Source organism: Halostella salina, assembly GCF_003675855.1.
Lineage (GTDB): Archaea > Halobacteriota > Halobacteria > Halobacteriales > Natronoarchaeaceae > Halostella > Halostella salina.
Map to the genome: position 1 here is coordinate 117950 of NZ_RCIH01000009.1, position 21549 is coordinate 139498.

Below are 21549 nucleotides of genomic sequence, written 5' to 3' on the forward strand. Positions count from 1 at the left end.
AAAATACTAACACACCTCAAAACGAATATTTTGGAAATCATAAATCTGTTGGCCATACCAGTATTCGGGTATGGGCCGATCATCGGTGAGATGCCGGTTCGTGGATCGACAGTAAATTCGAGAGATCCCGTTTAGTTGGGTCCGGGTGCATCGCATTGACTACGTACTGATCGATCCACTCGGGGGCCGAAGAGGTGTATTCCGAGGGAAGTGGGAGATACTGATCGATTGTGTCGGGATGGATGACGATCCGATCGCCGACCGGATGAATGTGATGTGGGACGACCCCAGTAATCATTTCGTAGAGCAGAGCACCGGCACGATAGATATCAGTCGCGTGACTGGGAGTTGCCTCGACGGACTTGAACTCCTCAGGTGCCGCATATTCAAGATGCAATGGAAGGTGCAGCCGATCTCGATAGAATTCCCACAGACCCACATCGGCGAGTTTCGGCACGATCGAAGTGGTTTCGCCCTGTTGGCGGAAGTAGACGCGATCAGGGGAAAGACACCGATACTCGATGCCGTTATCATGCAGTTTCGAAAGGACCTCCGCCACGTTGCGGATGATAAAAACTGCATCTTCCCAAGGGAGCGGCCCATCGTCGAGATGTTGCCGAAGGGTTCCCCCGTCCGGAAACTCCGTCGCAATATAGGCGTACTCGGCTGTCTGGGGGGAGGATCTGGGAAGCCAGTCGTAGAGGCTGACGATTCGGTCGTGCTCCATTGACTGCGCTTGCCAGCATTTGAGCGCATCTTCGAGCTGGATTAGTGGATCTTTCTCTTCCTCTTTGTCATAGTACAGGGGGAATTCCCGTACTGCAACGGGAGACGTTATCTCTGAAGTTCCGTTACTTGGAGCGGAACCATCGGGGGCGTTTACGCTTCCTCGCCAAATCTGCGGCTCAGTCGATAGCTCCGGCACATGTTCGACATCCTGAATCGACAGGAGAAGTCCCGCCCTCGGTGTGAACGGTGGTGCGATGAACTTACGATGACCGGAGGAATCCGAAGGTCCACCGTGGTAGTCTACGCGTCCGCTGTCAACGAGCCGATCGACCGTGTCAAGGACGGAAGTGAGGACGAAAACGTGGATAGCAAGGCTATTCGGATCTCTGCGGAAGCTCTCATAATTAATGGAATCCGGTATTGAATCGTTTGAGACCCTCGCCAGAGGATCAGAAGACAAGAGGTTAAGCAGTGTGAAGTGCGGAGGTGTCTCCGAGTACCCATACTCGGCTTCGACGCGGGACTGGAGGCGGTTGTAGATCGCGGCATACTGGTGTCTCAGCTGTTCCGGTACCGAATAACCGATTTCATGGGATGTAACGGGGAGATGTTTAAACAGGTCATGCGGATCGAACAGTTGGCTATCCTCAATCAGGTCAGTAGCCGATCCCTGTACGTCAACCATTTCTCCGGGGTAAACGATCCTGGCATCCCGTTCCCGTTCCAGCGCCTCATATACAAGTGGGGCTATGATCTCTGCCGAGAGTGCGAGCGAGTCGATGGTCGTAGCCGGATCTACCTCATGAGTAGCAAAGAGATCCCCTCGACTGCCGATCTCTTCTATTGTCTCGATTAGTTTAATCAGAAGATTCTGGTAGAACCGTCCGATATCGTTATTCTTGTCCGGAAGGTCCCCGATAGCCTTTGCTGCGGTTTCCGAGGGACTGTGTTGATCGACATCGTACTGGAACTCGATGGGGATGGAAATCGAATCTCGTGATCCCGCTTCAACCGTGGCAGTTACAGTCGGTGCGTCGAACCACTGTTCGTTCTCAGGGACAGTCGCTTCGACAACGTATTTGCCCACTGGGAGATCAGCAGCAACTACTGTGCCTTTCGACCCAGTAGTTGTACTGTCGAATTCAATTCCTGTATCTGAGTGCGTGCAGGTGACATCAATACCGGCTGTCGGAATATCAGAGACACTCGTCTGGATCTTCAGATCACCCGCCTCCAGACTGACCCCCCAATGAACGATCCGATCCCCACTATCGAGATCAATCTGCTTGGGTAGTGGATCAATTCCCCGTTGGAATTCCACTTGATCGCACTGTGCCGGGAGCTCAAACGTCAACTGTTCACCATGGGTCGTTTGGCGTTGGACTTCCCATCCATTCCCATCTTCGGTGAGTACGGAACAATACGAAGAGTTGATATCCAGGTCATCAGTCGGGATGATAACAAGCCCCTTCGGCGGCAAGGTTACAGACTTCTGAATTGGGTTATCTCTATCTGGATATATGGTAAAATCCGTTGTTGTAGTGCATCCGTTTCGACTTACTGTTAGTTCATAATTCCCGGGAGGGAGTTCTAATTCAATCGATTTTTTCTCCCCACTTCGGATGTCATAATTCAAAATGGCTTCTCTTTTGTTTCGATCAAAAACAACCTCTGCGGACTCTCTCTGTACCCTTCCGGAGAGAGTACCCTCTTCTTCATTCTGTAAATTGAGGGTGTATTCAGAAACGGCCTCATTGGAGCCGAAGACTAAATCTTCATTCTCTGTGACAGTAAGCAATAATGTACCTGTTTGCATATCAGTCGAATCGTTTTCATCATCGCTATCGGGATTATTCTCAACAGCCTCCCCTATCTCATTCCCCGTTTCAGTAGCGACAACTCGGTGAACAACTATCAACACGAAAGTTGCTAGTGAAGCGGCGAACATAACCCACAGACCCACTACCACTATACTGTCCGGTAACACGTATGTCGGATAGGTTTACATTCAAGAAAGTAAATTGTTTGCTATGGCCACTAGTACACGATCCCAAATACGGAAGTCTTGTGAGAATTGGCACCACCCAGATTCGACCCTTGCCGCTCATTTGAACGACTGCACTGAGCAATCCCATGAACCCGGACCACCTCAACGCCGATCTACGAGTGTACCTCCGCCATCGAAACCTGTGTGTCCTGTGCTCGGAACTCTTCATTGCTGCTACACTCCGGGCAACTGTACTCGATTCTGATCAAGACATCGCCAGAGCTGGGATCTAAGGCATCACGGTAGTACTTCAGAGCGGATATTAGCGCATCCACTTCATCCTCCTCTAAATCAAGTACAATCCGGTGTTCACCTCGTTGGGTCAGAATAGTATTCATCAATCGACAAGCCTCCTCAAAGCGATCCTCAGTATCCATATGTGTGGAATATCCGCCCTCGTATTTATCTATAGTTTAATGGTAAAATAATGGACCGTCAGATGGATATTTCACCGAACGTCATTCCGAACTCATCCTCAACTTTAGCGATCAAAAACGCCTCGATAGCGTCCTGATCACCCGATTCGAGATGCGCGACGCCCGCGCCTGCGTGACCGCCACCGTCGCCGCCGAATTCCGCGGCGAGCGACGGTAGTAATGAGGCACCGAGGTTCATTCGGTCGGTGAATCGGGCCGAGGCCCTAGTCGCAACGCGCAACTGGTCACCCTGCTGGGAACACACCACTGCGAGGTCGACACCAGCACTCCGAAGAGTACAGGCAGCCGCGGACTCGTGGCCGCCAACCCGTGATACCGCGATGACGATCTCACCCGCACGATAGCCCCGTGCCCGAAGTACACCCAGCACTTTGGCCATCCGTTCACCGGGAGAAGGCGATCGATCGAGGAACTCCGGCAGGTCAGAGGCACGGTCGCCAAGCGTTCCGATCACACGTACTGCTGTCGTTACCGTCGCCGGCGACGCCGCAGCGAGAAAACCGGTATCGTCGAGGATCCCAACGAGCAGCGGGAGGGCTGCGTCCGGCGACAGAGTCCAGTCCGCAGTCTCCGCAAGACGGGCAACCAGTTCCGCCGTCGCTCCCGCGTCGGTATCAACCATGGTCGCGGCCGCCCGTTCCGAGAGATCAGCTGGTTCGTGGTGATCGACGAGGAGCGGAGCCGCGGGATCAACCGGAGCGATACGGTCCGATGAAGGGGTGTCGAGGACAACTATCGTATCGTACGCGGCTTCGTCGGGGGCAGTTACGGGCGTCTGCGCAGTAAGCGTGAGGAGCGACTGCGCCGGCGAAGCGATCCCGTCTGGGGTACAGAGCGTTCCACAACCTAGCAACGCCTGCAGGCCCATGGCCGCACCGAGACTATCCCTGTCCGCTTGGTGATGCGTGACGAGGAGCGGGTCGTCAGCGGTTTCGAGCGCAGAGATGAGATCCGACATTGTGAGTTCTCTCAACGGATCGGTCTACAAACACAAATGGGTTGGTGCGACTCACTACGATCTCCGTTAGCCATTTTTGGTAGCTCAGTCATATTCGAGCAAATGAAGATCGGACTGATTTCGGACATTCATGGTAACCTCCCGGCGCTTGAGGCCGTGCTCGAAGACATGCCAACAGTTGATAGCGTCGTCTGTGGAGGGGATATCGTCGGCTACAATCCCTGGCCCGCCGAGTGTGTCACTCGAGTGCAGGAAATTGCCGACGTCGTCGTGGAGGGGAACCACGACACGTCCGTCGAAACGCCTCACCGGTACGAAGCGAACCGAATGGCCGAGGCAGGACTGGAATTTGCCAAAGCGAGGCTGAGTGACGACCAACTTGCCTGGCTCGACGGACTGCCCAGACGAACCACGTTCGCGGACGACGACTATCTCTTGATCCACGACCACCCGAAACACCAAAATAAGTACGTCCACCCTGAGGAGTTCGAAACGTTAAGTCGGTATCTCGCCGGCTTTGACGGGGTCGTGATCGGTCACACGCATATTCAGCATGCAGCGACAGTCGACCGGCGACTGATCATCAATCCCGGAAGCGTGGGACAACCACGCGATGGCGATCCGGATGCAGCTTACGCCGTCCTTGATACTGCAGCGGAGTCGGTCGAAACGCATCGAGTCAGATACGATATCGACCGAGTCATTGCCCGTGTCGAGGAAGTCGGTTTACCCAAGAAGATCGGAACACGCCTCCTCGATGGGTCGTGAACGGGAGAAAACAGGGCATTCACCTGACGAGAGTTTGGTCGTTAACTGAGGAAGAACTCCGGTTGTGCCGAGAGGTCCAGGCCGTCATCGGGGACGAAAAGCAAATACACTACGAAAAACCAACCATGTTGACAGCAACCAGTGACTCGGAACGTATCTCTCGCTGCTCCCCCGACTCGCACGCTCGCTGACGATGTCTGGAGCGATGAAGTGTGGGAGACACTAACCCCGGTCTTAGAGAGCCAGACCGCAGATACCCCACCAGCGACCGCACCCAACACGATTCTCATCACGGGACCAGTCGGCGCTGGAAAGTCGCACCTAGCCACTGCGATCGCTGGTGAGATCGGAAACGATGTTTACGAGATCGAGTCGCTGACGCCTGATCAGATTGTAGATCTCACCCCAGATCTCGTCGACCAACTGGTGGCTGAGCGTCCGTGTACCGTGGTTTATGACATGCTGGAACCGCTGGAGCATCAGACAGTAGGGGCCGAAAAGGTTGATACGCTCACCCACTGCATCCAGCGTATCCGAGAAGTGGATGAATTGGTATTGGTCGCTACTGCACGCAACATAGCTGCGTTACCTCAGCGACTCACACACGCCGGCGTCTTCGATGTTCTCTGCCCGCTTGCTTATCCAGAACCGGAACGACGGGAGCACCTGTTGTCGGAGTTTTTGAACGCAGTCGAGGTCCGGGTTCAGTTGCCTGCGGACGACCGGGCGACCCTTGTGAATGAGCTAGATGGGTTTTCATCGGCCGATATTCGTACTGTTGTCCGCAGGGCGGTCGGCTACGCTCACGAAGAGACTCCGGCACTGCTTACTGTCTCCGAACTCGAACGCGCGATAGCGAGACTGACGGAGGACATCGATCTACAAGACGAAGCCGAGGCCGGGTTTTTCGGTGACAGCGAGTACGATACGTTCTATACGTATGATAGCAATCTGGCCTCCGATGAAGACGAAACGGAGGATGAACCCGTCGGATTCACGCTGTCAGACGATGACAATGCGGAGGATCCACACATTGCTATCCAACAACTCGACGAGATCCCCTCCGTTTCGTACGACGATGTCGGCGGGCTCTCGGACGCCAAGCGTGTCCTCCGTGAATCGATCGAATGGCCGCGTGAACATCCCGAACTCTGTGCCGATCTGGATATCGATACGGCGAGGGGAATTCTACTCCACGGACCGCCCGGAAACGGCAAAACGATGCTTGCAAAAGCCATCGCTCACGAGACCGAGAGTCGGTTTATTTCGGTCAAGGGGCCGGAGGTTCTCGACAAGTACGTCGGTGAAGCACAGAAGTTCGTCGACACTCTCTTTGAGACGGCACGATCCCTTTCACCCGCGGTGATTTTTATCGACGAGATCGACTCGATAGCTGACCAGCGAGGCGGGCAAGGCTCAGAACGGGCCTCTGACCATGTGATTAACCAGCTCCTGATCGAACTCGACGGCCTCGATGAACTCTCGGATATCGTCGTCATCGGAGCGACGAACCGCCCGGACATGATCGATAGCGCGCTCACCCGTCCCGGCCGCCTCGGACGGGAGATACATGTACCATTCCCGGGGGAGGAGGCTCAGTCCGAGATATTTCAGGTTCATACATCGAACAGATCGTTGGCTGCTGATGTTTCTATCGAGTGGTTAGTCCGCGAAACTCCGGACCGTATCTCCGGTGCACGGATCGCCGCGATCTGTGAGGACGCCAGCCGGGCAGCGCTACGACGAACACTTGCAGAAACAGGCACCCCGAACAGTGACGAAATACAGATCCGGAGAGGTGACTTCGAACGTGCATTGGAAGACAATCAAAATGAAGAGAGCCATCCTAGAACCGCTGGTTTTCAGTAATTTGAATCGATAAAACACCATCGTCGACGTGATGGCCACGCTCGGTGCCTGGCGCGTCTGGACCGGAAGCGCAGCCGCGCGCGGTTCCTACGACCATCGCGAGCGTCGTGAGGTCCACTACCTCTGGCCGGAAGGCCATCCGGTGGAGGAAGTGCTCCACGAGCGGCTCAGTGGTCCTGCGGAAGCCGTCGCTCCCGACGGTGGCCGAACAGGCGACGTTCGCGACCGACTGGTCGTCGACGAGAACGCACAGTCGGAGGACGATCTTGAGTCCCGCACGAAGCGTGCCGTCGCCGAAGCGATGGACGTCTCACTCCTCTCGAAGGGTGGCCGCTATGAGGTACAGTCTGCGTCCGGGAACCGGTACGAAGTCGACGTCATCGACGAATCGTGTTCCTGTCCCGACTGGCAGCAACGTTCACCCGAAGGCGGCTGCAAGCACCTGCGCCGCGTCGATCACGAGATCAAACGGGGCCGCGTTCCCCGACCAGACGGCCGCCTTCCCTCCCCGTAGTCGTGGCCAGACTACTCCACGGGACGGACTGTGTCGCCATCCCGACGGACCCGGTCGAACGTTGAGAGATACGCGATCCGGTCGTGAACCTCGTCAGTATCCAGCTCCAGTTTGGCGGCCAGTTCGTCGACGGTCATCGGCTCGTCGAGTGCCTGGAGGACTTCGAGCCCCCGGTAGTACCTGTTCGTGAGCTCCTGGACGCGGTCCTCGATCGGTGTGGTCACTCCGTACCGCTCCTCGAGTTCGACCAGCGCCTCATTCGCGAACGTGGCGAACTGATCGTCCCCCAGGCGTTCGATCTGGGCTTCGAGTTCAGCCCGGACGACGTCGTAATCGAGGCCGGCCTGCACGAGCATATTCATGTCCTCGATGTCGTCGTCGCGGCCGGCGATCGCCTTGAACAGGAAGATATCCTCGTTGCTGACTAGCCGGACCGTCAGTCGATCCGTGTCGAGGAACGGCTCGCTGCGCTCTTGCATCCCGTCGGTGAGCACGAGCTTGTTCGCGACCTGCTGGTTGAAGATGTCGAGGCGACACCCGTCGTCGTTCTCGACGCAGCTCGTCGCCCCCAGCGCCCGATAATCTGGATCCAGCGACTGGACCTCCGCATACCCGAGGTCCATCAAGACGGCCCACAGCTGACCGTACGCGTCGCCATCCGGGACGACCAAGTCGATATCTTTCGTCGCCCCCTTGAGGTCGCGCAGCGACATCGCGCCACCACCAATCAGGTAGACCGTGAGCGGTTCAGGTAGCCCGTCCCCGATTCGCTGGAATTCGTTCTCGATGTACTCGCGTCCGAATGTTGGTCTCATTGTGGTAGATCCACCTCGTAGTCAGCCGCTAGCTCCTGAAACTCGTCCCACTCCGGAAGCCGGTCGTCGTCGACCTCGCCGTGCGTCTCGAGGTAGCGGAGCAGGGCGTCGATTTCGTCTTTGAGGCCATACTTCGCCGCCTGCTCTCGGAGGTCCGCCTCGTCGACGTCGACGTGGCTGAGCAGGAGGAGACAGTACGAGCGGTGGCGGCTGCCGTCATCGATCAGCAGCGTGTGACAGCAGAGCTCCGCCGGCGAGACTGCGTCGAGGTCTTCGGAGTAGACGTAGTAGCGGTGGCCGGTGAGCAGGAACTGGAGGTCGAAGGCCGCGAATCGAGCGAGGCCGGTTTCGTGGAACCCCTCGGCGTCGATCTCCGTCTCGGTCTGGGCGAGGAATTCGTCGTAGTCCTCCCAGAGAATTGTGCCCTTCGGGGCGACGGCTTCGAGGCGGTGGCGATGCAGCTGGTGTGCGAGTTCACGGGCGAACTCGTGGAGGCGGTCGAAGTCGGCGTTGAACTCGTAGCGGCCGTCGGCCGTCCCGACGAGCCCACGGTCGCGAAACCGCTTGAGGACGCGGTTGACCGTGTTGCGGTAGTTATCGCTCAGGTCGGCGATTTCAGAGACGGTTCGCGGCTGGTCAAGGTAATACAGCACCTCGAGTGCCTTGCCCGTCAGCAGTTCGGGGAAGTCGATGTGGGAGTGCTGGCGGACGAGGTCCTGGTAGCGTTCGACGGCGCGAGCATCCGACGGGACGACTCGTTTTCGCCGGCCATCGCGTTCCGTGTAGACGAGCCCCTTCTCGACGAGGTCGGCGACGGCACGAGAGAGGTAGCTCTCGCTGTGGTCGAGTTTCGTCGCGAGTTCGGAGATCGTGTCGCCGCGGTCGACCGTGGCGAGGACCTCGAGTTCGATGCGCCGGAGCACGGTGTAACATAGTACGAAACTTGTATATAAAGAAGTTTCGAGTAGTGTTACAGCCAGCAATCGCGAGAACCGTCTCCATCGTATTAACCAACAAAACTATGGATTCGTGGGCCGTGTTGGTTAACACGAGAATAGCCGATGTCCTACAAACCCCCGACCCCACCAGCGAACCTCCCGGCGGAGATCGTCAACACGCTCAACGAGTCGGACCCGGAACAGCTCCGAGACGTTGCGACGTACGCTGAAGCGCTCGCCGAGCACAAGGAACGAGAGGCCCGTCTCGAGGAGTCGGCAGATCAAGAAGAGGTCGAAGAACGACCAGACGATCTTCCGGACGACGTCCCTGCCAAAGCGACAATCACGATCAAGGAGATCAATGACAATCGCTACTACTACTGGCAGTGGCGGGAGGGCGATACGGTGACGTCAAAGTACAAAGGACCGGTCAACCCCAACGAATAGCCCCAGACATTCATCAGTGATGACGGTTGCTAATGGTCGGCGAGATGCCGATCTATGCCCGTCGAGGTTGAGTGTGACTTCTGTGGTGATACAGTCTCAAGACCGCTGTCGGTAGTGGAGCGTGCAGAGCACCACTTCTGTGATAAAACATGTCACGGGAAGTGGCGGACTGAACAAATGGACAGCAGGCTCGTCCTCCAATGTGACTACTGTGGGACGGAATTCAAACGATACGAAAAGAAGCTCAGAGACGATCAGACAAACCAGTTCTGTAGCAAGGAGTGTAGAGGGCGATGGCAGATAGAAAATCGTCCGCAGACGGAGTGTACAAACTGCGGCGAGACCATCAGGCGAATTCAGTACGATATCGAATCAGCGGATCGGCATTTCTGTAGTCGAGAGTGTAAATGGGAATGGCAGCAGGAGACAGCGACCTACGATTGGGAATCAACCCCGAACTATGGACCACTGTGGAAAAAGCGGCGTGAACAGGTCTTGGAGCGAGATAATCGAACCTGCCAAGGGTGTGGCCGTAGCGAAAACGAGCTCGGATATACGCCGCGAGTACATCATATCCGGCCGTTCGCGGAGTTCGATGAGGACGAGGTCGAAGCTGCTCACGATCCATCGAATCTAGTCTCGCTCTGTGAGCCTTGCCATACCCGGTGGAAGGTATCCCGCTCCGTCCAAAGCTAATCTCATAGACACCCCGTGTGCGAAGTGAAATTGCCAACAGCATTGAGGCAATACCCCCCGTGTGCGATATGATTTCGGCCGTTTGCCAGGGAGACCCCGTGTGAGAGATGAATTGAATGATGAGTTGAAGAGGAGACACCCCGTGTGCGAAATGAAATCTTGCGTACTGTTGTCAGACATATCTAGTCAATCTAATAATACGCTCGGCGGAACCACCCCCTGTGTGCGAAATGAATTCGGAGCCGGCGTCGGAGAGTCTTCGCGTTAGTTCCCCTCGAAGAAATCGTCTATCTGCGCGTTGACAACGGATTTGACGAGATCCTCGTCGTGTTCAGCATCCTCGAGGCGGACGTCAGTTCGGAGGGTCTCGGCGACTACCTCCGGATCGTCGACGAAAGTGTACTCCTTGTGGACGCCACTACCGTACCCGCGCCCCCGCTTCTCCGACGTAACGAAATTGTAGGTCTCAGCTTCGTTCATATATCGCAGATAGGAGTCGCGCGATTTTTCATCGGCATCCAGGAGATCGGTGAGGTACTGGTACACGCGATAGGCAACCGTACTGGGGACAGCGTTCAGATTGCGCTGTGAATAAACAGGGACGATCGCAGTAGCGTAGAGCGAGAGCTTCTTTTGCGTCGAGAGGCCCTGCATCTGAGTTAGCGTCCGGTCCCGTTCGGCTTCCTTCTGGGCGTCGCGAACGTGCTCTTCACGAACCGTATCTTCTCCACCTCGGTCGGCGATTTCACCCGCCTTCCGGAACAGATCGATTGCCTTCCGCGCATCGCCGTGATCCTGAGCAGCGAATGCAGCACTGAGCGGAATGATTCCATCCTCGAGGACATCGTCCTGGTACGCGTCGCGACGACGTTCGAGAATCGACTGCAGTTGATTCGCGTCGTAGTCGGAGAAGACAACGTCCTGCGGATTGAACGAACTCTCCGCCCGGCCGTCGAGGTCCTCCATGAATCGGGGATCGTTCGTGAGCGCGGCGACGGACACGTGACCCTCAATGCGCCCGAGCTGGGACGCTCGCGACAGCTGGTAGAGCAGTTTCGAATACGCCGGCTCGTCGTTCGGATCGCGTTGCCGGCCCACTAGGAGATCGACCTCGTCGAGGATGATGATGACCGAGTCGAAGTTATTGCTCAGAATATCGTAGAACCGGTCAAGCTTCTGGTCGGTCGAAATCCCGCTCTCGGGGACACCGACGTCGACCCCGGCTTCTTCGGCCGCATTCTTCACGAGGCGATAGACAGCCCGGTCGTGCGATTTGATTGTCTGGCAGTTGATTTTGATAACGCCAAACCGATCTCCCTGCGAGTTCGCGAGTTCGAGAACCTGCTGGCAGACCGCATTGATGATGAGTGACTTCCCGGTTCCCGACGGCCCGTAGAGGAGCATATTGGGTGGGCGATTCCCCTGCAGTGCCGGTCGTAGGTAGGTGATGATGTCGTCCAGCTGCTCATCACGACCGACAATTCGATCCTCGTCGATGACAGCATCCGGGTCGAGAAGCCCCTTATCTCGAAAGACAGAGTTCTGAACACCCTCCTGAAGGCGGCCTTTGATAGATTGTGAGAGGGATTGTTGATCGTCGCCGTCAGCCATGTTTGTGCAGTTAGGTCGAAACTATAAATAAATATGGGTACCGTGTGCGAGGTTAAATCAGTCGAATTCAGTCGGTAGAGGGGTTTAGAAGAGTAGTAGTCGGTAGAACCCCGTGACCGCGGGCGAAATCAATTGGTCGTAATAGCCCCCCGTGTGCGATATGAATTCCCGGGAAGCTCATCGAACAGCCGTCGACGCCAAAGCGGGTCACAAGAACTCGGTGGAGATACCTCCCCGTGTGCAAGATGAAACATCAGACGTGGTCTCGATCCGGATAGTACCGAGCATATCTCTCGACAATCTCGTGTGGGACGAGATCTCGTCGGGAGATCACCCCCACACCCCGTGTGCGATATGAATTTGACGAGAGGGAGGGCAGGACCGATTGAGTCGAGAAACACGGGATTCGGCCAGAGAACCCACGAAAGGCCGTAGAATAGACGATAACACCCAGCCCACGAGGGAGGCAAACCACGAACCAGTCCGGTCGTGTCACGAAACGTACTGTTTCGTTCGACCGACTCTAGTTCTATTGCGGCTATGGTTGACAGAGTGGCTATGTAAAAGTTTCCCTGAAACATAGTCCACTCCGATATTGTTACCTCTGCGTTCTCTCCTCCGTGATATCGTGGATTTCGGGTATCTCGCGTTCTCTCTTCCCGACCACCCCCTCCCGTCTTTTTCCTGATTTCATTTCGCACACGGGGTGTGGGGGTTCGACTTCGTGTTGGTCGTGGTTAACCAACAGCCCCTTCCGAACGACTCTTTTGTAGGTTAATCGTCCTCCGTGTTCACGAACGTCGTCAACTCCGGCACCCGCGTCTCCGTGAGCTCTCGACGAATCTCAGTCCGATCCCAGCCGAGCGGTGCCAGCACACTCTCGACAGCTCTGACGAGTTGCGTCTTGTAGTACGACGCGTCGTACGACTCGATCTCCTCGTGAGCCAACGCGACCCGCTCTCGCGAACTCTTCTCGTCGTCGACGACCACGTACTCGATGTCCTGTCCCGGGTGGATGGCGAGGTCCTGGTTCCGAGCCCGCTTCAGCGCCGCCACGTTCTGTGTGTTCTGCGTGTACCCTTCCAGCGGCTTGGAGACACGGTTCCGCTCGACGAGCCGCTCCACTGCTACGTTGCCCGCCTGTAGTTCGCCGATTGCTCGTTCGAGCCGTCCGAGTACCGCGTCCGGTGACCGCGTGGCATCGAGCTGGTCGAGACAGTCCCGCTGGACGTCCTCGATGAACGGCGGGGTCGAGCGCTGCCGGGCTTCGATGCCTCTGACCTTGAAGTCGTCGTCACCGGCGACCTTTCCGAAGTACTTCGTCAGCGCGCCGGCGTCGCTCTCGCGCTGCGGGACGAACGCCACCCAGTCGTAGTGGGCCTCGTGTTCGAGCCGAATCTCGACGCGTTCCGTGATCTCCGTCGCGAGCGTCCCGAGGTTCTCACGGTCCTCGTCGTCGACGTCGGGGTCCGGGGTCACCCAGATGGAGTCAACGATGCCGTGGACGACGCGCCAGCCGCCAGCTTCCAGTCGCTGTTTCGCCGTCAACAGAATCTCGCGAGCGAACGCGTTGATTGCCTCGTGGCACTCGATGCGACCGAACTTCGCGTTGCTGAACCCCTGATAGCCGAAGCAGGCGACGAGGATCCACTTCAGCGCTCCCGACCCCCCCTCGAGTTCTGCCAGTCGGTCCTCGTCGGGGTTGTCCCGTTCCTTCTTGCGACGGATGGCCGCCTTGATCTCGTCGCGAGCGTCGATGATCGGCTGCAGCACGTCGACGAGGTAGCCCCGGTCGTCGCAGATCGAGTACCCGAGGCCGGGGACGTCCTCGCGGTCGCTGTGGCAGTCACACCGGATGACGTCCGGCGAGACGTTCCGGGTGCAGATGATGTTCGGATACAACGAGGAGAAGTCGAGTTCGTGGACGTTCTCGTGGAGGCCGACCTCGGGCGCGAAGATGAACCCGCCGCGGTCGGCATCGTGGAGCGTTCCCATCGGCTTGTAGAACTCGTGGCGCCAGGAGTTCCATGGCACGAGGACGTCGCGGTCGTGGGCCTCGCAGATCTGGATCGCCGTGAGGACGTTCCCGATCGACGCCCACGCGAGCTCCTGAACGGGTTTTTTCGAGCGCGACACGAGGTCGAGGACGCCGTCGAGGTTCGTCTCCCCGTAGAAGAACGTGTTCGACTCGTCGATAATCGCCCGGCCGGGCACGTTGTACCGCGCCGGCGAGTGGCCGACGCGGCCGTAGCTCGAGTACGTCGACCGGCTCGCGAGCTGCTGGTAGTCGACGTCCGGCCACCGACTCAGCGAGAAGTCGTCGACGCCGGCGTCCGTCGCCATCTCGTACAGGGTCGGGATGATCTCGCTGGTTGAGCAGACCAGGACGTCCGGATCGTGCGCGTCGAGTGCCCCTTGGACGGCGGTCAGGATATCCGTCGGCGAGCCGGTGACGGCGTCGCCGGCGACGGTCAGCTCGCCGTAGACGTCGTTGCTCGTTTCGGTCACTGGGACGCTGAGCCGGAGCGTCGACAGTTCGCTCGCCGGCGTCGGATCGGCGCCGGTCTCCAGACAGTATCGGAACTCTCGCGAGAAGTCCACGTTGAAGCAGGCGAGATCCCCGACTGGATAGTCCGACAGCTGGCGTGCCTGCCGGGCGAGTGGGGTGACGCGGTCGATGTGGGCGACGTTGACCGCGAGAACGGTCTCCTCGTCTCGTCGAAAGCTCGGCCGTCGCGTAACCATCTCGGTCGCGACGACGTCCGGGTGCTGGTCGTACACCGACTGGAGCGTTGTGAGGTCGAGGTCGGTCTCTGGGTCGCGAGCGGCGACGTAGAAGCGTGGGGTGTAGTCATCGCGCTCGGTCGCGACGGCGCCGTCGGCGGTTGCCTCCCACTCCAGGACGCGGCCGTCGTCGAGGAAATCGATGCAGAACGGCATTTGTTGTTCACAATCCACTGGACATCCGAATCCGATAAGCGACGGCGTGTCATTTCCGGGATTCCGGAATAGCCCGAAACCGTGAACGACGGCGTATTCCGATCTATTTGCAGGTGGTCCTCCATTTCCAGAATCGTGTCCGGAATTCCTCACTCACAGGTAGCTCCTGGGGAAAAACTGTTGTCGGACGGACGTAATTGGATTACCTATTCAGAGAATGACGACCCATTCATTGGCAGATGCGCTTGCTGATAGACAGGTTCAAGAATTGCTTGGGGCCCTCCAGTCCGAACACGTGGTGACACCCGGAGCGTTCGAGAACGACGTTGAGCAAGCGCTCAAAGAGACGATTTCATCTAGGTTGACCGACGAACCAGTCGCGTACGAGACTATTTTGGATGAGCATGGCGATCTCGTTGGATCGACGGATCGTGAAAGGGAGACGCTCCCGTGGTGGTTATTGGACTTCGTCTGGACAGTTGATACAGAAGGGTCGGACCAGATGGAACTCACGCTTGATGATCCAGCGAGCCTCAGCCGTTTTGAGGACTATCCCGAAGGGGAGACACGGGTGGTTGATATCTCTCTTCGAGATGACCATCCGTTCAAAGAAGTTCTCACTGCTCTGCAGGACTTGAAACAGGCGTTAGCGGATGAGGTTGATCCAGAGATAATTGACGGAGCGGGTAACGGGACAATCAGGTCGTTTCCTGAGAGAGATCGTCTCTTCGATAGTCCATACGGCGACAATAAACTGGAGACCCACCGCGATTTCGAGAACTGGCTCGGCGACCTCCTCGGACTGTTCCCGCCCGAGAACGACGCCTCAACGGGGCTTTTGATGGCGCTTACGAACGTCCGGCGCTCCCACGCGGAAAATGTACTCCCGGATCAGACACTGAGTCAGTTCGACCGCATCGGACTCGTTGATGAGGACGACCGTATCTTTAACCAGCGATACTACGAGGCGCTAGGAACGATTTTGGAGTTCGTAGGAGTGTTCGACCAACACATCTCAGTGAACCCGCCCGAGGAACTTGACGTGCAGACCGACCAGTATGATGATGGCGAGATGTTCCCGCTTCAATACGCCTTCCACGACGCGTGGGCGAGCGCGAACCAACCTGTTGACGGTGCTGACGAGTGGTTCGGGCGCGTAGGCAACTCTACACTAGAAACCGAAGAGGAACGCCGGTTCGCCAACGTAGCGTTTGACACACCGCTATGGATACACAGCTCATCGGTCCTGTTTCAGCCGTGGGAAAAGAGCTACTATGCAAGTAACCGTGACCAGCTGCACACTCTGTTAGATAAGCGCAACCATCCAGTCGATGAGTGACAGAGATCGCGACTCGCCACGCGACCGTAATCACGAGGATACAAGCGGGGAGCAAACGGAGGCGCCGGCTCGAATACCGAGCGATCCGTCAGATGCAGACGATGCTGACGAATCGACCCCGGAGGAGCGTATCGCAACGCGTTCGATTGGCCTGTCAGGAAATGACGGTTCGGTAATTGACGAAGCACGCCCTCAAGCCGAGATCACCGTAACGTCTGGGAAGGTTCAGTCGGGGTCGGTCTCGGTCAAAAGACTGACCCACCGGACGGCAGTCGTTGACTCGGTGAGGCCTAGGGCAAGGGTCGCGCAGTCATCTGGTACGGTGACGACATCAGATATCGAGCTAGGACAGCGACGTTCAGCAGTCCGGATGCCGAGTCGACCAACGCACCAGCGGGAGAGTCGTGAGGGAACAGCTGCGACTCGCGACGTTGAGATTGAGCAGCGGACTGAGCCTGTCACCGATGCCAGCCGACCGTTGGCGCAAGACAGGGTCCAAGAGTCTGAGAGCCGTGGCGCCATCGAAGAGATTGAGGAGTATGACCCGGTCTTCCGCTGGGCGGGTGGAGCACCCTACGGAACCGATCGCCCGATGTTTGTGGTCAACCGCGACCCGGCTTTCTCGACACTAGAGCATCTCAAGAGTGTCCTCCGTGACACGTACGCTGAACTCAAAGGCGGCGAACCGGGTACCGCCACCGTAGAATTCCTTGCGAATGAGGTGCAGACCCCCTCGGTACAGGGGAACATTGTAACGCTTGACCTTCGAGACGACGGCTGGACGGCAGGTGTCCAGAACGGCAAACCGTTAATTGAGCGATCAGATGTTGACTTGATTCCGAGACTCCGTGACGTTGTCGACGGCCTCTACAGTGGGGATGTGGGCTATTTTGTATTGAACGTCCCAGCCGAGTGGGGGAGTGGATACCTAACTGAACGGTTCCACGAACGACTTGTCGCACGGCTTGCGGGCGTCTCGCAATCCGAAGTCGAGACGGACGAGCGAACCACGCTGTTCGAACGCGTTGAGTCGGCACCCGTCGTCCTTACAGAACCAGTAATCGAAACCGAGAGTACCTATGCCGACCGGGTAGCCGGATATCACGGATTGGACAAAAAAAGTGCGAACGAATTTGAGTCAATCCCGCAGATAGAGCAGGCTGTGGGTCGGATTCTCTCCCAACAGGATTGGTTCAGGATTACGCTGACCGAGCGCCACGGGTCGGAAGGTAATCGACACTACCTGTGGAAGGCTGCTATTGTCGACGGCGTCTGTCGGGCTGTGTGGCGGACCAGCGAAGGTGGCGTGGATGGCCGTACGTACAACCGATTCGTCCGTGAGGAGTTCCGCCCTCAGCTTGCCGACGAGGCGTTCCCCCTAGAAACCGAGTACGAAGTCCGTGATACTGAGCAGGACGTGCGCCTCGCCGCCGACGTGTGGATTCGAGGGCCGACTGACGACTGGCAAAGAGCTGTTCGAACTCTGTTTAATGGTGAGGCCGACAAGGAGGGTGACGGACAGGGGACTGACTCCGGAGACGAAGAAGATATCAAATTCCCGGTGGCCGTCGAGTACGAGACCGGATTCAAAGAGGGCGCGTTCAATTTTCGGAAAGTCGTGGAGACGCTCGAAAAGTACGAACCAGGTGAAGAGGTCGGACATATTGCCGTCGTCGTGCCACAACGGCTGCTCTATCGCGGACGTGGTCGAGCGGAGATGCTCACAACGCTCGTTTCGCAGTGGACCAAGCGTGTCGAGAATACCACTGCCTCGCTGTACGTACCTAAGCTCGTCGGTGGATCGTGCCGACGTCTTGTTCGGGCCACAGACAGAATTGATGAACTCTACGAGTAATCATAATGCCAGACACACCGCTGTATAACTGGGTTGAACGCGCACGCGACAACCCATCGGTAGCATCGATCCGTTCCTCGTTATTCGAAGGACAGCAGTACCTTCCATGGACAGTGGTCAGGAGTCGTGCTGAAGACCAGCCAAATAGGGCGTTCGAAGTACGGGCCTCCAAGGACGTAACCGAGCAGTACGAATTCCGTATCAATCCAGACGGGACTGAGAACGGAGTGACCGTCTACCGCCGTGAATTCGATGTCACAACAGCAGGGCCACGGTCAGGCGACGCCGAGCACGAACTCAGGCTCATCGTCGAGCTCGTTGATCAAGACGTTACGCCGCCTGATGACTTGAGAACCGAAGTCAAAGAGCGTGAACTGGCCGAATTTATGCAGGCTGATTGGGTTCATCCGGTCGGCGCAGACCGCGTCGCGGGGCTGGACCATCAACGAGCGGATCTTGAACGATTTCTCGAAGCCGACTACGAGTCTTGGGGTCTCTCTGAGCGGACTGGAATCCTTCTGGAGGGGCCTCCGGGCACAGGAAAAACCGAACTCGTCAAAGAAGTCTGTGAAGAGAAATACGGCGAAGTCCCCGTCAGTATCTCTGGACCTGAAGTGCTAAGCAAGTGGGTCGGCGAGTCCGAGCGAACACTTCGACAGAAGTTTGAGGAGGCGCGTGACCGGGCTGACAGCCCTGTTCTCTATATTGACGAGCTCGACGCCATCGGGCGCAGCCGTGACTTAGCCAGCCAAGACCACGGCCACCAGCTTGTCGCACAGCTGCTTGTCTTGCTTGATGGTATCGACCAGAAGGCACGTGACCGCGACCGATCGCTGAAAGTTATCGGATCGACAAATCTTGCCGAGGTGCTCGATCCGGCGCTTCTCCGGCCTGGTCGGTTCGGTAGTGATCCGATTGAGTTCGGCCGTCCAAATCCAGCCCAAAGAACGGCGATCCTCCATCATTACCTCGAACAGAGCCGTCGGGCGGAGGCCTCAAATTTGGATAAGTCCCTCGACAGCTTTGTTACAAAGTTCGAGACGGAACCCCTCTCAGAAATCGTCACAAACACGGAGGGGTTCACTGGGGCCGACCTCGAAGATCTGGTTCTCAAGACGGTTGAGCGACTCGAACGCGGCGGCAACGAAGAACTTACAGTAGCAGCCCTTGAGAAGACGCTAACTGGACCGTTCGAGGGACGAGGGCGTGGACCCTTCACCGACGAAGAGATCACGGCTGGCGGTCGGACACGACGGGTCGATACGCACGTCGGTATGATTCGAAGTGAGTCCTTGGACACCGACACCGCTCGAGATACCGCACGCCAACACGTCGCGGCGCTGGGGGAGAACGAACGCGGAACCTTCAGAATTGTTTCTGTTCGTGAATTGCTCGGGCCGGACCACCAGACCACTCGTGAACAAGTTATCGAGACATTCCAGACGCCGGTGACTGCTCCTCTCGTCGTCTATCTCAAAGGTGCACGGACGCTGAACCGAGCTAGGTCGGCTTCTCCGTTGCTGCAAACACTCGTCGAGACACTCCACGAGGAGGTTCTCAAGTGGCCTGACGACAACGTGCTACTCTACGCGAAAGATGATGACCACTCGCTGTTGTCTTTACCGACAACTGATCTTGACTGAAGACTTATCGAACCACGGGCTACCGGGATCAAGAAATTCAGAACCGGCCCGAACATAGGGCCAATCAGGCAGTTCGCTGAGGTTGAGATCCAGCTTCTTGACTATGCCGTGCATCTTGTGAAGCATATTCAGGACGCGGCCGTCGTCCAGAAAGTCGATAGTAAACTGCCCCATCCTACTCGCTCACGGCTTCGCCGTTCGCTTCGTTGCGGGTGGGGCTTTCGCATGGACTCCCGTTCTGTCCGCCGTCGGCGGAAGGCTCGTAATCGCCATTCACGTTCAACGTCCCGCGATTCAAGCGCACGTTTACGGGTGCGCCTCCGCCCGACGACTTTTGCGCCGAGCGGAGATACTTCAATCCGATATTCTTCGCCGCGTTGTAGTCCGCATGGGGGGAGTATCCACACTTCAGGCACTCGAATACGTCCTGCCCGTCCGAGGTTGAACGGTTGTTCTCGTGAGTGAAGCCGCACTTGGAACACCGCTGGCTCGTGTACGCAGGACTCACCTGTTCGACCGAGATGCCGACCACTTCGGCTTTGTACTCGACGTACTCGAACAGGCGTCGAAACGCCCACGCGTGGAACTTCTTGGCGTTGGGCATCCGCTCACGAATCCCGGTTAGGTTCTCGAACGCGATCACGTCGCAGCCATAGTCGACGGCTTCCGCGACGAGTTCCTTTGAGACAGTGTGTAAGAAGTGATCGTAGCGGCCCGTCTCAGTACGTCCGACCGACTGGATGGTTTCGTGGGCGGACCGTGTGCCGCGCTGGTGGAGTGACCTGCGCCGCTTCTCGAACTCACGGTGCCAGTGATTCAACTCCGACCCGTTCCAGAATGTCCCTGTGGAGGTGACGGCGATGTTTTCCATGCCGAGGTCAACGCCGAGGACTGTGCTGTGCTCGCCGTTGCCATCGTCGGCAGTCTCGAACTCCACGTCCGCCTTTGTTCGGACGTGAAGGTAGAACTCGCCGTCGCGGTAGTGCAGTTCTGCGCCCGTCACTTCGTAGTCGTCGTTGTATAGATACTCCGAGTGTGGTGTCTCGCGGTTCTCGTCGGGGAGGACGTATTCAGCGGTAATCCGTCCTTCGACGGTCGAAAGTGTGGCGTGGTCATCGTTGAATGTCGCACACCGCTTGTCGTAGACGAGCGTCGGCGCGGTGAAGTTTGGCTTCCCCGCATAGTCACCTTGCTTCCAGCGAGCAACGACGCTCTGTACGGCATCGGCAGCCTTGTTGCGGGCGTTCTGGACGAGGTTCGCTTGCAGCCAGGTCTCTGCCCGCACGTCGTCATAGGTTTCGCGTTGGAGTTCGGCCTTGCTCGTGGTCTTGTACTCGCCTTGCCACGCGTGGTCGACGACGTAGTTGGCGGCCCACAGGAACTCGGAAATGGTTTCGTGGAGGAGATCGGCGTCGCTGTCGGCCACGTCGAGCTTGACGGGGACGGTGCGACGGACCTCCATCCGTGTTTCAGATGTGTACATGTGTCTTTATATTCACCACGATTCGGTGGGAGTCGGTAACCCATCGAGCGTGGATGGCACAGTATCGTGTCGGTTTCCTCTCCACACAATCTCTCGCTTCGCTTGCCCGGTGAGGTCGGAAGCTTCCCCTTGCCTCACGCTGAACGGCATCGTCACGGATTCGAGTCCAGTGGGCCACTCTCTTGATCATCCCGTGCTGCGACCGCGGCTTCGAGCTCTTCGAGGCGTTCCTCGTGGTCGTCGAGGCGGGCCTCCTGTTCGAGATCGATGCTGAGCAGCGCCGGCAGCAACGGGTTCTGGTGGTTCAAAAGCCCACTCGCGTCGGCGTGCTCGCGGGCGTACTCGAACAGCCGGTCGAACCGCGGCTGGTTGCGACGCCGCAGTGCCCGCCGGAACTCTGCCCAGCGCTCTTCGATGGCCCGGAGCGCATCTCGGTAGGTTGGGTTTGTGCGTCCCATCG

15 protein-coding genes and 1 pseudogene are annotated in these 21549 nt (G+C 57.5%); 8 read left to right on the plus strand and 8 right to left on the minus strand.

Annotated features, from left to right (window positions below; all coding sequences use genetic code 11):
• Nucleotides 1-79 precede the first annotated feature (79 nt).
• Both D8896_RS16920 and D8896_RS16930 read right to left on the minus strand, forming a co-directional pair.
• The gene (locus tag D8896_RS16920; protein WP_121823288.1) at nucleotides 80-2716 is read right to left on the minus strand and encodes a protein kinase domain-containing protein; all 2637 of its coding nucleotides are present in this window, start codon (nucleotides 2714-2716) and stop codon (nucleotides 80-82) included.
• Between the two features lie 495 nt (nucleotides 2717-3211).
• Entirely contained in the window at nucleotides 3212-4171 is a 960-nt protein-coding gene (locus tag D8896_RS16930) for a DHH family phosphoesterase (protein WP_121823290.1), read from the minus strand.
• Nucleotides 4172-4273: 102 nt separating this feature from the next.
• Here D8896_RS16930 and D8896_RS16935 point away from each other — a divergent pair, with 102 nt between their 5' ends.
• From D8896_RS16935 to D8896_RS16945, 3 genes and pseudogenes are all read left to right on the plus strand, one after another.
• Nucleotides 4274-4939 carry a metallophosphoesterase family protein gene (locus D8896_RS16935; protein WP_121823291.1) on the plus strand — a complete coding sequence of 222 codons (666 nt, stop codon included), beginning with the start codon at nucleotides 4274-4276 and terminating at the stop codon, nucleotides 4937-4939.
• Nucleotides 4940-5080: 141 nt separating this feature from the next.
• Complete coding sequence (locus D8896_RS16940; protein ID WP_121823292.1) at nucleotides 5081-6808, plus strand: AAA family ATPase; 1728 nt, start codon at nucleotides 5081-5083, stop codon at nucleotides 6806-6808.
• 19 nt (nucleotides 6809-6827) lie between these two features.
• Nucleotides 6828-7322: pseudogene (locus tag D8896_RS16945) on the plus strand (hypothetical protein); the annotation flags it as partial.
• A gap of 11 nt (nucleotides 7323-7333) precedes the next feature.
• Here the strand turns inward: D8896_RS16945 and D8896_RS16950 are convergent.
• Nucleotides 7334-8137 (minus strand): DUF6036 family nucleotidyltransferase, encoded by an 804-nt coding sequence (locus tag D8896_RS16950; protein ID WP_121823293.1) that lies wholly within the window; start codon nucleotides 8135-8137, stop codon nucleotides 7334-7336.
• Entirely contained in the window at nucleotides 8134-9060 is a 927-nt protein-coding gene (locus D8896_RS16955) for a helix-turn-helix transcriptional regulator (RefSeq protein ID WP_121823294.1), read from the minus strand. Before D8896_RS16955 ends, D8896_RS16950 begins: the two co-directional genes overlap by 4 nt.
• 138 nt (nucleotides 9061-9198) lie before the next feature.
• Here D8896_RS16955 and D8896_RS16960 point away from each other — a divergent pair, with 138 nt between their 5' ends.
• Nucleotides 9199-9522 (plus strand): hypothetical protein, encoded by a 324-nt coding sequence (locus D8896_RS16960; protein ID WP_121823295.1) that lies wholly within the window; start codon nucleotides 9199-9201, stop codon nucleotides 9520-9522.
• A 177-nt stretch (nucleotides 9523-9699) separates the two neighbouring features.
• Nucleotides 9700-10218 carry an HNH endonuclease gene (locus D8896_RS20175; protein ID WP_375137066.1) on the plus strand — a complete coding sequence of 173 codons (519 nt, stop codon included), beginning with the start codon at nucleotides 9700-9702 and terminating at the stop codon, nucleotides 10216-10218.
• 264 nt (nucleotides 10219-10482) lie between these two features.
• On the opposite strand, the gene D8896_RS16970 is transcribed toward D8896_RS20175, so the two are convergent.
• Nucleotides 10483-11829 carry an orc1/cdc6 family replication initiation protein gene (locus tag D8896_RS16970; protein WP_121823296.1) on the minus strand — a complete coding sequence of 449 codons (1347 nt, stop codon included), beginning with the start codon at nucleotides 11827-11829 and terminating at the stop codon, nucleotides 10483-10485.
• Nucleotides 11830-12603: 774 nt separating this feature from the next.
• Nucleotides 12604-14769, minus strand: coding sequence for a type B DNA-directed DNA polymerase (locus D8896_RS16975; protein WP_121823297.1), 2166 nt, complete (start codon nucleotides 14767-14769; stop codon nucleotides 12604-12606).
• Nucleotides 14770-14986: 217 nt separating this feature from the next.
• Between D8896_RS16975 and D8896_RS16980 the strand changes: the two genes are divergently transcribed.
• Genes D8896_RS16980 through D8896_RS16990 form a run of 3 tightly spaced genes read left to right on the plus strand, consistent with a single transcriptional unit; the run spans nucleotide 14987 to nucleotide 19606 of the window.
• On the plus strand, nucleotides 14987-16108 hold the full coding sequence (locus D8896_RS16980) for a hypothetical protein (protein WP_121823298.1): 1122 nt from the start codon (nucleotides 14987-14989) through the stop codon (nucleotides 16106-16108).
• The gene (locus tag D8896_RS16985) at nucleotides 16101-17963 is read left to right on the plus strand and encodes a hypothetical protein (RefSeq protein WP_162991634.1); all 1863 of its coding nucleotides are present in this window, start codon (nucleotides 16101-16103) and stop codon (nucleotides 17961-17963) included. Before D8896_RS16980 ends, D8896_RS16985 begins: the two co-directional genes overlap by 8 nt.
• 5 nt (nucleotides 17964-17968) lie before the next feature.
• A complete protein-coding gene (locus tag D8896_RS16990; RefSeq protein WP_121823300.1) occupies nucleotides 17969-19606 on the plus strand; it encodes an AAA family ATPase in 1638 nt (545 codons plus the stop codon).
• Between the two features lie 175 nt (nucleotides 19607-19781).
• On the opposite strand, the gene D8896_RS16995 is transcribed toward D8896_RS16990, so the two are convergent.
• Nucleotides 19782-21068, minus strand: coding sequence for an RNA-guided endonuclease InsQ/TnpB family protein (locus tag D8896_RS16995; RefSeq protein ID WP_121823301.1), 1287 nt, complete (start codon nucleotides 21066-21068; stop codon nucleotides 19782-19784).
• A gap of 173 nt (nucleotides 21069-21241) precedes the next feature.
• Complete coding sequence (locus D8896_RS17000) at nucleotides 21242-21547, minus strand: hypothetical protein (RefSeq protein WP_121823302.1); 306 nt, start codon at nucleotides 21545-21547, stop codon at nucleotides 21242-21244.
• Between the last annotated feature and the right edge of the window lie 2 nt (nucleotides 21548-21549).

Coding starts and splice junctions, on each gene's coding strand:
- D8896_RS16980 (WP_121823298.1), top strand. CDS start 14,987: ATGACGACCCATTCATTGGCAGATGCGCTTGCTGATAGACAGGTTCAA.
- D8896_RS20175 (WP_375137066.1), top strand. CDS start 9,700: ATGGACAGCAGGCTCGTCCTCCAATGTGACTACTGTGGGACGGAATTC.
- D8896_RS16970 (WP_121823296.1), bottom strand. CDS start 11,829: ATGGCTGACGGCGACGATCAACAATCCCTCTCACAATCTATCAAAGGC.
- D8896_RS16975 (WP_121823297.1), bottom strand. CDS start 14,769: ATGCCGTTCTGCATCGATTTCCTCGACGACGGCCGCGTCCTGGAGTGG.
- D8896_RS16990 (WP_121823300.1), top strand. CDS start 17,969: ATGCCAGACACACCGCTGTATAACTGGGTTGAACGCGCACGCGACAAC.
- D8896_RS16960 (WP_121823295.1), top strand. CDS start 9,199: ATGTCCTACAAACCCCCGACCCCACCAGCGAACCTCCCGGCGGAGATC.
- D8896_RS16995 (WP_121823301.1), bottom strand. CDS start 21,068: ATGGAGGTCCGTCGCACCGTCCCCGTCAAGCTCGACGTGGCCGACAGC.
- D8896_RS16935 (WP_121823291.1), top strand. CDS start 4,274: ATGAAGATCGGACTGATTTCGGACATTCATGGTAACCTCCCGGCGCTT.
- D8896_RS17000 (WP_121823302.1), bottom strand. CDS start 21,547: ATGGGACGCACAAACCCAACCTACCGAGATGCGCTCCGGGCCATCGAA.
- D8896_RS16985 (WP_162991634.1), top strand. CDS start 16,101: ATGAGTGACAGAGATCGCGACTCGCCACGCGACCGTAATCACGAGGAT.
- D8896_RS16930 (WP_121823290.1), bottom strand. CDS start 4,171: ATGTCGGATCTCATCTCTGCGCTCGAAACCGCTGACGACCCGCTCCTC.
- D8896_RS16950 (WP_121823293.1), bottom strand. CDS start 8,137: ATGAGACCAACATTCGGACGCGAGTACATCGAGAACGAATTCCAGCGA.